This window comes from Algoriphagus jejuensis, assembly GCF_039523455.1.
GTDB lineage: Bacteria > Bacteroidota > Bacteroidia > Cytophagales > Cyclobacteriaceae > Algoriphagus > Algoriphagus jejuensis.
The window spans coordinates 15048-28377 of record NZ_BAAAFI010000047.1; the positions used below are offsets into that span (position 1 = coordinate 15048).

General features: G+C 48.4%; 6 protein-coding genes. All 6 read right to left on the reverse strand.

Annotation, left to right across the window (positions count from 1 at the left end):
* Nucleotides 1-30: 30 nt before the first annotated feature.
* Nucleotides 31-1713, reverse strand: coding sequence for a sulfatase (locus ABD031_RS19290; protein ID WP_343854348.1), 1683 nt, complete (start codon nt 1711-1713; stop codon nt 31-33).
* 33 nt (nt 1714-1746) lie between these two features.
* Complete coding sequence (locus ABD031_RS19295) at nt 1747-3351, reverse strand: sulfatase family protein (RefSeq protein WP_343854350.1); 1605 nt, start codon at nt 3349-3351, stop codon at nt 1747-1749.
* Nucleotides 3352-3450: 99 nt separating this feature from the next.
* Nucleotides 3451-4965 carry an alpha-L-fucosidase gene (locus tag ABD031_RS19300; RefSeq protein WP_343854352.1) on the reverse strand — a complete coding sequence of 505 codons (1515 nt, stop codon included), beginning with the start codon at nt 4963-4965 and terminating at the stop codon, nt 3451-3453.
* Between the two features lie 172 nt (nt 4966-5137).
* The gene (locus ABD031_RS19305; protein WP_343854354.1) at nt 5138-6652 is read right to left on the reverse strand and encodes a RagB/SusD family nutrient uptake outer membrane protein; all 1515 of its coding nucleotides are present in this window, start codon (nt 6650-6652) and stop codon (nt 5138-5140) included.
* 16 nt (nt 6653-6668) lie between these two features.
* Complete coding sequence (locus ABD031_RS19310) at nt 6669-9734, reverse strand: SusC/RagA family TonB-linked outer membrane protein (RefSeq protein ID WP_343854355.1); 3066 nt, start codon at nt 9732-9734, stop codon at nt 6669-6671.
* Between the two features lie 420 nt (nt 9735-10154).
* Nucleotides 10155-13304 carry a PVC-type heme-binding CxxCH protein gene (locus tag ABD031_RS19315; RefSeq protein ID WP_343854356.1) on the reverse strand — a complete coding sequence of 1050 codons (3150 nt, stop codon included), beginning with the start codon at nt 13302-13304 and terminating at the stop codon, nt 10155-10157.
* Nucleotides 13305-13330: the final 26 nt, after the last annotated feature.

Below are 13330 nucleotides of genomic sequence, written 5' to 3' on the forward strand. Positions count from 1 at the left end.
ATCTGCTTTTATCTATAACTGATCTTTGGGTTAATCCCGGGTCACCATGCTTCCCCACCATTTGTTATTATCAGGATCAAATTCCTTCGAAAGTATGTCCAGCCTTTGCTTTTCCAAAGCAGGCATCGTTTCTGTCACCACCTTCCGAAGGTGCTCTTCCTCCTTTGCCTCACTGTATTCGGAGTCTGGAGTCGGATATTTTGCTCCTACTTCAGTCAGATAGGCAAACAATTCCTTGCCCATTTCACGCACTTTCTCAGGATATTTTCCAGCTAAATCTGTGGTTTCCCCGATATCTTGACTGAGGTTATACAGCTCTTTTCTCCCGTCTTCATAGTAGTGAATGAGTTTCCAATCTCCTCTGCGGATAATGGACGAAGGCTCTCCTCCCTGATTTCCATAGTGAGGAAAATGCCAAATGAGCGGTCTCTCAGCGGGCACCTCACCTTTGATCAAGGGCAAAAGACTCATGCCATCGTTGTGCTCCTCAGGCAAAAGGTCTGCTCCCGCCAGATCCAGCAAGGTCGGATAGAAGTCTGTTCCGGAAACCGGAAAATCGATCTGTTCTCCGGGTTTGGACTGTCCCGGAATCTTGATAAAATAAGGCTCCCTGATCCCACCTTCAAACTGATAGCCTTTGCCTGCACGAAGTGGCTTGTTGCTCGTCGAGAAGTTATCTCCGGCAGCGACGCCTCCATTGTCCGACGTGAAGATGACAATGGTATTTTCATCCAATCCCAAGTCGTCCAGAGCTTTCAGTACCACTCCAACCGCCTCATCCATTTGCTCTACTAATCCGGCATAGACAGGATTGTCCTGCACTTGTCGGATGGGCAGGTACTTACCCATGGCGTATCCTTGCTCTGCAATGCCCATCTGCTCCGCTTTGTCACGGTATTTCTTCCATTTATCCTGGCTGGTCTGAATGGGGGAATGTACTGCATAGAAGGACAGGAAGGCGAAGAAAGGTTTTCCCGTCTTAGAAGGATTACTCTCCTTCATGAATTTCACCGTTTCATCTGCCAATCGATGAGACAGATTCTCTCCCGGATTTCTGTTTGGCAAATTGGGATTGTTGTAAGGATCGAAGTAGCCTCCATTAGGTCCGCCCGAAGTCCAACCACCGATATTGATATCAAAGCCATGATCTTCCGGCCAAGAGCCCTTGTCCCCCAAATGCCATTTTCCCGCAAAAAAGGTTTTGTAACCAACCTCCCGTAAAGCTTCGGGCATGGTGACGTATTCGGCTGGCAAATTATGTGTGTACTCTGCGGGAAGGAGTTTACTGAAGCGGTTTCTGGATCGCCAATCTTCTCCAGAGGGAGAGCCAATGTGCACTGTAATATCATGTCTGGCAGGCGTCTTACCAGTCATGATGCTGGCCCGTGAAGGACTGCAAACAGGAGCTGCCGCATAGCCATTGGTAAAGACAGTGCCTTCCCGAGCAATCCTATCAATATTCGGAGTTTCATAGAATTCACTCCCCGTATAGCTCAGGTCCGAATAGCCCAAATCATCAACGAGGATAAAAAGAATGTTGGGTTTGGACTTTTTCTTTTCATTAAGATTAGCAAAGGAAGTATCCATGAACCGCGATGGATCATCCTGCCCCGGCCGCTTCTGTCCAGCATCATAGAATGCCATCTCAAAAACGGAAAAAAGAGCTGCGCCAACTAGAGATAAAAAGGCTATCAACCTGTACTGAATCAACATGTGTTTTTTTTTGTTTGTAAATCTTTTTTCAACTCATTCCAACCTCATCCAAGTCAATTGCGGCCAATCCGACTTGATAAAATCCTGTGGGGCTCCTGGCGTAGATCGGCCATTGGAAATGATCTCGGTGATCTTGGCAGTAAGTGCCTTTACCACCTCTGGATATTGATCATACAGATTTTTCGTCTCACCGGGATCAGCTTCCATGTCATATAGCTCGTAGATTGGTTCACCGTCTTTGGTCTCCACGAAGACCGGCTGCAGGGAACCGCCAGATCCTCTCAGCATATTCAGTTTCCATTTGCCCTCACGGATAGCAAAGTGCCCGGTAACCGAATGATGGATCACTGCGCCCCTATCGGAACCTGCACTTTCTCCAAGCAGCATCGGCAGCAGATTGTAGCTATCTTCTCCAGCATCTTCGGGAAGCGGAACTCCAACGATAGCCGCAATGGTTGCCAGATAGTCTGTTTGGCAAACGGCAATATCCACCTTGCTTCCAGCCTTGATCTTGGCAGGCCAACGCATCAGGTAAGGCACTCGATGTCCGCCTTCATAGATGTCCCGCTTACCCCCTTTGAAGTTAAGATTGCTGTAGTGGTCATACACTTCCTGATGATAGGTATAATTGGTTTCCGCACCGTTGTCTGAGGAGAAAATCACCAGCGTATTGTCGGCAAGACCATTTGCATCCAAGGCATCCAGTATCTGTCCGACCCGGTGGTCCGTCTCCTGCATAAAATCCCCATAGTTACCACAATCGCTGATTCGCCGGAAATCCGGATGGGTGCTGTGCGGCAGATGTGGACTCGTCAGCGGTATATACAGAAAAAACGGTTTACCATTCTTTGACTCCACCGCTGCCTTTTTGATGTAATCTACCGCATGGGACGTGAACGTTTCCAGTACCAGTTCATCGTTGAAAGAGGGCGCCACCTCAATCCAAGTTCCTCCTTCACCTCTCTCCGTCACATAAGGAGGAGTCATCCGGTAATCATTTGGGGTGACACTGTCCCGAAAAGACCTAGGATCGGTGACCGCCTTTTTCTTTGTCCACAAGACGGGCGGATCCAGCACGCGATCATTTTCCAGGTAAGTCAAAACACCATAGTTCATCGATGCCGGGATGCCAAAGAAATAATCGAAGCCGTGATCTATCGGACCTCCCACAAAGGGAGCCGACCAGTCTCTGTCTTTGCCCAGGGTGCCCGCAAAATCCATCTGCAAATGCCACTTGCCAATCATGGCGGTATGGTAGCCATTTTCCTGAAGCAAAGAAGCAATGGTCATTCTTCCCTCCTCGATCAATCCAGGTCCATCTGCTTCCAGCACTCCTTTTTTCAGGGAAGTTCTCCAGCTATACCTTCCGGTGAGAAGGGAATATCTTGAGGGTGTACAGACAGCATCGCTGCTATGCCCGTCGGTAAAAATCACTCCCTCATTTGCGATCTTGTCCATATTAGGCGTGCGGAATTTTGCCGCAGGATTCAAAGCCCCTACATCTCCATAGCCCTGATCATCAGTATAGATGATGATGATATTGGGTTTCTCTGATACCTGCGACATGACAGGAGCGTATGAAAACAACAGCCAAATCAGGACCGTAGCTAGAGCGGATTTATGTTCAATTTTTTTCACTTTTTGTCTTTCTGGTTTTCCCATCAAATTCAGGGTAGAACCAATTAATTGGTAGGAGATCGCTTTGTGAATAATAAGCTATCTGTTTTTGAAATCAAATCAGTCTCTGATAACTGTCTTGATTTGTTTCAACAATTCGATTGACTCCGGGGAAACGGACCCGTCTTCATACATCTCCAGATTTATAGAAAGCGGATATTTATAGGTTTGGGCAAATTGAATCATCTCAGTGAGCTTCTCTACTGAAAACTTTGGACTTTTGATCGGGGAATCAGGTTCTATATGCCCCCAACTCTTTTCAAGGATAAAACAGGAGTGGGCCATTAAACCCTTGTGTTTTCCCGTTGTGAACTTCCCATCTTCGAGTTCAGAATAAGTTTGAAATCCTTCTCCAGCGAAATAATCCTGATAGGGTGTAAGCATGGGCTTAATCCAAGAGTTGTAAGCAATAATTCTTGATGAGTTGCCCGCTTTCGCTGCCTGGGTGATCTCCTTGAAAGGGGCTGATAAAATCCCCGCTTCAGCAGATGACCCATCGAAATGAGTGTTGTAATACCTTTCTCCTCCATCAAACCACCAGCCGTCCAACTTGTCCTTATATCGGAGGCCGATTTCAGAGATAATCTTCATCAGATTATCATAGAGTTCAGTTTTATCGGCATCGAGCCCGCCGACCGCTTCCAACCATTCAATATCCCTGGCGTGGTAACATTTGTACCCGTAATGATAGTAGAAGATAAGCCGGATGCCCTTTTCATGCAGTCGGTCTGCCATCTCTCCCAGTAAATCTCTTTGGGTGGTGCGTCCAGCAATAATTTCGTCCAGAGATTGAATGGGTGCAGAAATATACTGTTCTCCCCAGGTCACAGACCAAAGCACATAAGCTGCCCCTGACTCCTCCACCATACTTACAAATCCATCCAGATCAAAGTCATTAACTTTGTCTTGCCATTTTTTGATAGGGCCTTGAATCGGTGTCGCACGATTTGTACATTGAAACATCAATCCATAACCCGCATTTTTGAACCAATCGGCATCTTGCCTCTGCGCCAAAGCCTCTTTTTCGATCTTTGCTTTAATCGCAGGTCTTGTCAATTCAAGAGAGCCTAGTCGAAAATCAACGGAGGCGGTCACCGATACCAGCAGTGCGTTGTTTCCAGCGTTCAATTTAATTTTACCCAGATTGATCTTATCCCAATTTTCCCCACTTATTACTATCTTCTTATTATCCCCATTGCAGGTAAATACCAATTCGGACCCATCACCAAAAGCAACTACATCTACATCGTATTCACCCGCTGAAGGAGCCGACAAAATCCACTTAACCGTACCGGGTCCAGGTTCTTCAGCGCTCGCCCAGAGATCCATGTAGTTCCGATTAGTTACCTCTAGATTCCCACTCAATTCACCCATATTGCTCGCAAGGACATTGGTGCTCTCGGGATCTATTCGGATAGAATAGATACTACTTTTGGCTTTAGATCGAGTTTTGGCGTAAGGGTCCTCCTCATCTTGAGCATACAAGGCAACCTGTGTAGACAGGACAAGTAGACACAAGAACAATGGCTTTCTAAAAAAGAACAGAACAATATTTTTCATAATGGGATTAATCATGTCAGGCCCGATATTCTATTTGTAGGCTACTTAAAAAGGCATCAAGCCTCTGACATACTGGGGATTTAAATCGTCTTGGCGAAGTTTCAAGACAAGGCCAAAAGCGTTGGAGCCCGGGTAGGGCTCCTCCACTTACAGCATTTTTTTAGCGTCAATGGACGCCAGACAGGGATTAATACCCAGGATTTTGAACCAGATTGGTATTGTTTCTAATCTCACTGGTCGGTATGGGAAACAACAGTTCTCTTTCGCTCAAGGTAGGTCCATACGCAAACTGGTGTCCCACAAAGTCGTCAAAGGTTCCGTTTTTCACATTATACCCTTTTCTAGTCCTGACCATGTCAAACCAGGTCACACTTTCGTAGCTGAGCTCATGCCACTTCTCTCTCCACACTGCTTCTCTGAATGCAGCTTGGGACAAGCCCGCGTGAGGTGCTAAACCTGCGCGGTTTCTGATGGCATTCAAGCCCTCGTATGCCAAAGCCGTCGGGCCAGAAGCTTCATTGGATGCTTCCGCATAGATCAACAACAACTCAGCATAGCGGTACAGAGACCAGTTGAGGTCCGCACTGGCAGACAGCAGGTTGGCCTGAACGTCAAAATGCTTGTACAGAAAGTATCCACCCAGCTTGACGGTCTTGGTCCTATCCGTCTTCAAGGTGTATTCGGTATAATAAAATGCCTTTTCCTCCACTCGTTTATCGCCTGGCTCATAGGACTTGATGAAGTCCAGATTGGCATAGATAGCGCCAGTCTGATCAGAATAGGCCGAGATATTCATGTTGTAGGGGATGATCAGCGGCTGCCAATTGGACGGGGCGGTCAGGGTCTTGTATTGGACCATGAAAATATTCTCTCCGGTATTCTTCTTCGCTGGATCGTGCAGGTCATTGTAGCTTGGAAACAAGCTATAGCCATAGGCAGCGGCATTGTCGATGACTTCCTTGGCTTTGGCTGCAGCAAGTGTGTAGTGCGACGCGCCTTTTTGCAAAGGATAACCTGCCATGGTCAGGTACACGCTGGACAGGAGGGTTTTGATAGCACCAGTCGTAACCTTACCTGCAGGATCTTTCAGCGGCAATCCTGCAGCCTCCGCTTCGATCAAGTCCTTCACAATCTGGGCATAGATCTCTTCCTCAGATGCCTGTGTAGGATAGAGGTCCGGCGAAGCCAAATCGATCGGTTCCAAGATCAAAGGCACTTTACCAAACAATCTGACCAGCTGATAATAATAGTGCGCTCTCAGAAATTTGGCCTCCCCGAGATATCGCTTCTTCAGGTCTTCATTCATCTGAATCCCCGGAATTTTGGAAATGGCCAAATTCGCATTTGCAATCCCTTCATAATTCGATCTCCAGTGCGTCAAGCCATACCCATTGTCGGAATTATTGTTCAAATTCCTGATGATATTACTGTTGTCTGCCTGACCCAAATCAGAATCAGCCAAGCCGGTGGCAAACTCCGCCATCAACCATGGCCCACCACCATAGGACCCGCCACGTACATCCTTCAAACTTGAGTACACAGCCGTCACCGCAGTCTGCGCGTGTTCTGCCGTCTTGTAGTAACTGTCTGCGGTAATATTGGAAGGATCCGTCTCTTCGAGAAAATCTGAACAACTTGTTCCAAAGAACAATAAGAATCCGGTGATCAAAACCTGAAACTTAACTTTTATATTAGTTTTCATACTTGTCTTTTTAAAATTAGAAGGATGCATTCAGTCCAACCATAAACACTTTTGGCCTTGGGTATTGATTAAAGTTCACTTCGCCTTGGCCAAATGGCGTATTGGAGGTTTGAACTTCAGGATCGTATCCTTGAAAGTCCGAGATCAAAAAGAAATTCTGCAAGGAGGTATATAACCTCAACCTTTGAAGGCTGATCTTATCCAGAAAATCGGAGGAGAAATTGTAAGCCAACAGCAGGTTTCTACCTCTGATGAAAGACCCATCCTGAATCATGTGATCCGTGTCCCGGTTGTCATAACCAGCCGAAACTGGCCTCCATTGCGCGATTTCGGTATCCTGATGGTCAGGAGTCCACGCATCCAAGACGGTACTCAAACTGTTTGCGATACCCTGACGGTTTTCCTGAGGACGGGTGGTGAGATACATAATATCATTCCCGTAGGTGTATTGCAGATCCATGGAAAACTCGAAGTTCTTGTAGCTGATCGTGTTGATGAAACTACCGTAGCCCTTGGGCATACCGTTGCCGATGATCACCTTATCGGAATCGTTGATAGTACCGTCGCCATTGACGTCTTTCAACTTGATGTCACCGGGAACCCAGGTTGGATTCAAGGCTTTTGCAGCATCTGCCTCATCGGATCCCCAGGTGCCCTCGTGAACCCATCCCCAAAAAGAACCTACCGGTTCGCCTTCACGGATAATGGTATTTCCCGAAAAAATATCGCTTCCTCCGGACAGGGCGGTCACCTTGTTTTTGTTCATGGAAATATTAAACATCGTCTCCCAGGTCAGATCACCTTTTTCAATATTGACCGTATTCAGGGAAAGCTCGACCCCTTTGTTTTCCATGCTGCCGATGTTTCGATACACAGTACCATAGCCACTGCTCAGCGGCACAGGAGAATTCAGGAGCATGTCGGTGGTCAGCTTGGCATACACATCAGCCTCTATCGCAAATCTGCCATTGAACAATCCGAGCTCCACTCCGGCGTCGATTTGCTTGGTTCTCTCCCATTTGAGCTCTGAGTTGGCCAGGGTACCTTTGCCAATCCCTTTTACCACAGATCCTCCATACACATAGGTATAGCCACTGTTCAATCCCGCCAGCGCACCATACGCCGGAATACCCGAGTTGCCGGTTTCTCCATAGCTAGTTCGCAGTTTCAGATTGGAGATGGTGGCGGATTCTGAGAGAAAACTTTCTTCAGACACTCTCCAGGCCAATGCTGCCGAAGGGAAAAACGCATACCTGTTGTTTGCTCCGAACTTTGACGAGCCATCCACCCTGCCGGTGACGGTCAAAAGATACTTGTCTTTCAGACCATAGTTGATCCTGCCAAAGTAGGAATTGATCCCCTCGACGGTCTTACCCGACGTGGGAGGAACCGGAACTGAGCCTGCGGCCAAATTATTGAAACTGAAAAAATCATCAGAGAAGTTATTCACCCGGACGTTGTAATTGGAGCGGTCCGTTTGCTGCCAGGAAATCCCGAGCAGGCCGGTAAAGGAGTGGTCCTCTCCGATTCTCTTGTTGTAGGTCAGGTAGTTTTCAAACTGCCAGGAAAAGAACTCATTGTTGAGAATCTGTGCATAGCCATTGGTTGGGGTACCGATGAAGTTGAGGGTACGGCCGGCGTATTCCTCGGTTTTTTGCCCGATGTAGTTCACGCCGAGTGAGGACCTCAGTTCCAAGCCCTCGGCCAAGGTCATGTTGACAAACAGATTGCCGAGTACTGTGTGCGTTCTCAGGTATTTCAGGTATTCCTCACCCACCTGCACGGGGTTGGGCCCGCCTTCCATGCCTGGATAATCCAGGTTGCTTGCCCAGGTCCCATCCGGATATTTCACAGGGATCATCGGGATGGCCTCGACCATATTTCTACCCACCCAAGAGTCATGGATGAGTCTTTCATACTGCTGGTTATAACCCAGGCTACCCCCTACTTTGAGCCATTTTTTCACATTGGTGTCAAATACCAATCTGGACGAATAGCGCTTCAGCCAAGATTCCTTCATGATGCCTTCCTCCCCTGTGTATCCCACAAAGGCCCCAAAGCTGCCATTCTCTCCACCGGAGGTGAATGAGAGCTGATGGTTTTGCGAAAAGGCGTTTTGGGTAACCGCATCCTGCCAATCCGTATCGTACAGCGGCTTTCCGTTAGAATCAAACAGCAGAGGATTTGTCCTCTTCAACACCGGATCGGTGTATTTACCGCTTGCCCATCCGACCGCATCGTATTTTTCCGCGTTCTTATAGGCTTCCTCTTCTATCATCAGGAATTGCTCGGAGTTCAGGACGCCAACTTTCTTGGCAATCTTTCCCACACCATAGTAGCTGTCGTAACTGACTGTTGCGCCGGATTTGCTGCCTCTTTTGGTGGTCACCAGGATCACACCATTGGCACCTCTGGAACCGTAGATCGCGGTGGCAGAAGCATCCTTCAGCACCTCCACAGATTGGATATCATTTGCGTTGATGTAGTCGATCGGGCTGGAGTTGTCACTCAGGGTAGTGGATACGAGGATGACCCCGTCGACCACATACAGTGGACTATTGTCCAGACTGACAGAGGTATTTCCTCTAATCCTTACCTGCGTTTTTCCTCCCGGCTTGCCAGAGTTTTGAGACACACTCGTACCAGTAATCTTACCTGAGAGCGCTTGTGGAAGAGAAGATGTCGGACGCTCTTGAAGCTCCTCACCAGAGGCAGAACCTACTGCCCCGGTCAAATCACTCTTCTTCTGGCTACCGTATCCGATCACCACTACTTCACTCAGGTCCGAGAAATCAACCTGCATGACCACGTCCAAGACGCTATTGGAACCCACCGGCTTCTCTACCGCAGTGTATCCAATGAAAGAAAATACGAGAGTAGCACCTTCAGGCACTGACAGGACATAATTACCGTCTATATCAGACGTGGTACCATTGAGGGTCCCCTTTACGATAATGTTCACTCCAGGCATGGTCTCGCCAGAAGTATCGGTGATTTTTCCACTTATGGACCGCGTCTGTGCATGCAGACTGCATACGGCCATCAACGTGAAGAAAACCAGTAGTGTAAACTGCTTTTTCATAGAGGTTAGTTTTGGGAAAATTATTTTTTGGGCCAGAGCTTAACGCTAAAGCTTATTTCGAAAAAGGTAGGACTATCAATGAATTCTACTGTCCTGACGGGCATCATTTCCATGAGCACACCTGTGCACAGTTATTTGCAAATGAATATTCCGACTATGGTATAGATTTTTTTCTCTAAAAATCAGTGCCTTATATGTAAAAAAGTGTGGTATCCCCTCAGCAAACGACATCCTTTTCAGTAGGTAGGACTTAACCCCAAGCTAACGGAAGTACAGTACTTCGCATCATCTCGATTCCTGGCCCAAACTCCAAGCCTTGAATCTCAGGAAAAAAAAAGATGCCGAATGACGAAGTGTGAAATCCCAAAATCACACCTCATACATTCGACATCTAAAAAGGTTCCTTCTAACCGTGAAGGGTTATTTTTCCATAGGATGGACTTTCAACAGCTCCGCAGGGCTCCAGAATCCCTCCTTGTTTTTCACTTCGTCCCGGACGATTTTCACCAAATCAGGAGAGATAGGCGATGCCTGATTGCCGAAGGCATTTCTGACGTAGGTCAGCACTGCGGCAACTTCGGAGTCATTCATCATCCCCTCAAATGGCGTCATGGGCACTTGTCCGGCATAGTCTCTGCCCGACACGTTGATGGGTCCCATCATTCCTTTGAGCACTATCTTGATCAAACGCTCTTCACTACCGGTAACCCAAGGTGTGCCGGCAAGCGGAGGAAAGCCTGAGGCAGGAAGTCCCTGACCATCCGGTTGGTGGCAAGTACTGCAGAAGCCTTCTTTTGCATAGACCTCTTTACCCAGGATAAAGAGCTCCCGGTCGGACCCTTTTAGCAGGGACTTCACGTCTTCTTCTTTCTTCTCTTTCACAGAAAGTCCCGAAATATGGGCAACTGCCGCTTCATAGGCCGGAGTGATCCACTCTTCCATCTCTGTACCCTCAGCTGCAGAGAGGACTTCCAAGCCTTCTTCCCTAGGCATCCAGGATGCAGCCACAATGGCCTCCAGTCGCACGCGACCATTTACGTCTTTGACCGCCTGGGTCATGAGTTCTTTTTGATTGTCCACCTGGTGTCCGGAGTAGCGGAGTACCCGTACAGCTGCAGCTCTGGCACGGTAGTCTTTTGCCTTCAGCAACTGCTCAAGCAGATCCTGATTCACCTTATTGGCACCCCAGGTCACCCAAAGTGCCTCCAAAAGGTTGTGCTCGTATCGCGGATCACTTTTGTCCAGTTTGCCAGCCCAATCTGCCGCGGCTTTGGCGACTTCGGCCTGGTCTCTGCCACGAAGTTCGCGGCGGGTGCGGTAGCGGGTCCTGTATTCCGGCAGTTTAAGGTTTTCCAACAGCTCAGGGATGCTCGCTCCGTCTATCTTGGCCGGAGTGACCAGAGGTCTGGATGGATAGGTGATTCGGTAGATTCGACCGTGCTGGTGATCTCTCAGCGGATCACGGGCGTTGTGCTGCATGTGGCCAATCAGGATATTGTGCCAATCGACTACGTAAAGTGATCCATCCGGAGCTATTTCCATGTCCACCGGTCGGAAATTTCGGTCGGTGGAGGTAAGCAGATCCTGTCTCCATTTGGTGGAAAAGCCGATTTCCTCATCGACCATCTGATGCTGCTTGGTTCCCAAAAAGCCAATGGTATTGTTGATGATCATGTCACCCTGAATATCATCCGGAAAATGTCGGCTGGAGATAAACTCCAAACCGGAGGTAGGTCGAACCTTATGTTCTTGCTCGATCAGATTGGCCCCTTTGTGGGTGGCATTCCCATAGCGGGGAAGCACTGAGGCCGGCATCATGTAATTGACATTGGGACCGGAAGTCTCCGCATAGAAGTTTTGTCCCCACTCGTCAAAGGCAATACCCCAAGGATTGGGAATGCTCACCTGAGCCACCCGCTCCAGCTTGTGTCTGCTTGGCGTGTATCTGTAAAAACCGCCATTTGTGCCCCGCACCGGTCCATAGGAGGTCTCGACACTGGTGTGAAGGAAAACTCCCTCCGCCATATAGATCGCCCCGGATTCGTCAGTGGTGAAAGCCGAGATCGCGTGGTGTGTATCGTGGTCGTCAAAACCGCTCAGGAGTATTTCCTTGCGATCAGCCTTATCATCATTATCATCGTCCTTCAGGATGATCAAGTTGTTGCCTTGAGAGACATAGACCCCTTCCGCCGCCAATTCAAATCCCACCGGGATATGCAGATCGTCTGCGAAGACCGTTTCCTTGTCGGCCTTGCCGTCATTGTCTGTGTCTTCATAGATCAGGATTTTGTCGGCAGGTCGGGAATCTCCCGGCTTGTAATGCGGATAGCTGGGCATAGTGGCTACCCAAAGGCGGCCTTTGTTGTCAAATGAGAGCTGAACAGGATTTGCCAAATTCGGCCACTCTGCTTCCGATGCAAAAAGCTCGATCTTGTATCCGGGAGCCACTTTCAATTTGGAAAGCGCTTCCTCGCCATAGAGGTATTCGAGACTTCCGTTTTTCTCCGGATTGTAATTGGTCTCTATTTCAGGCAACTTCTTGGTTTTGGCATCGGCTGCAGCAAGGTCTTTCTTTTCCCCTTTGTTTGCCATCCAGATCGCCGTATCTCTGATTGCGGTCATCTCACGGATTTTCTCCAATTCAAAAGGATAATTGTCCGGGCCAAACGGATCGTACCTTCTGCCAAAGACGTGGACGCCGTTCGGGATTTTGTAGTCATTTCTCCAAAACCAGTTTTTCTCCTGCACGGCTGCATGCACAAGTTCGCGGTTTGCTTCGTTTGCGATTTTTTGGTCACCAAAGATCTCGTCTGCCAAGAGCACCGCAAGTTTTTTGTAGCCCGCCTCATTCAGCTGGGAGCCGTCGATGGTCAGGTCTTCTTCGGTATCGTCGTACCATTCCTTGCTCGGGCTATAGGCGTCTACAAACAGCACCTTGTTTTTTTGCGCAACGTCACGCATGGCGTCGGTGTAGAGGCTGATGTTTGCATTGGCAGTTTTGCCATCAGGCACATCCATCTTTGCGGAGAGGTCTTCGAAAGCAATGGGTGATACGATCACCAGCTTTGGCGAAAGCGTGTCATGGTATTTCTGACTCAAGGTATGCTTGATGAAAGCATCCAATTCCGCCTTGTAATTTTCCAGGCCTGCCTCTCCCTGAAAGGACTCATTGTAGCCAAAGAATGAGATGATGACATCGGTCTGGAGTCTTTTCAGCCATTCGTCAGGTTTTTCCAGGTGTCCCTTGCTTCCAGAAGGAGTGGCATATTCTACCTGGAAATCCTCGGCTCCGGGAAATGCCCAAGGGTCGTCGGTGCCGGATCTCGGTCGGAATCCCGGTGTGTCTCCCGGGTCAGACAGGTTTCTGATGTACAGGTTTTTCTCGGGGTTTCTGAGATGCATCTCCGTCTCAAAGCTCCCATAGTCCATCATCCTAGAACCCAGATTGTTGCCAATCAAGGCGATTCTGGTATTGGGTTCAAGTTCGATGGTCTCTTTCTGGGTGCATTGAAACGTGAGCAGCCCTAGTGTCAATAGGGCAAAGGATCGTTGGAGGGGTTTCTTAAGCATGGCTTATGAGGTTATACTTTTGATTT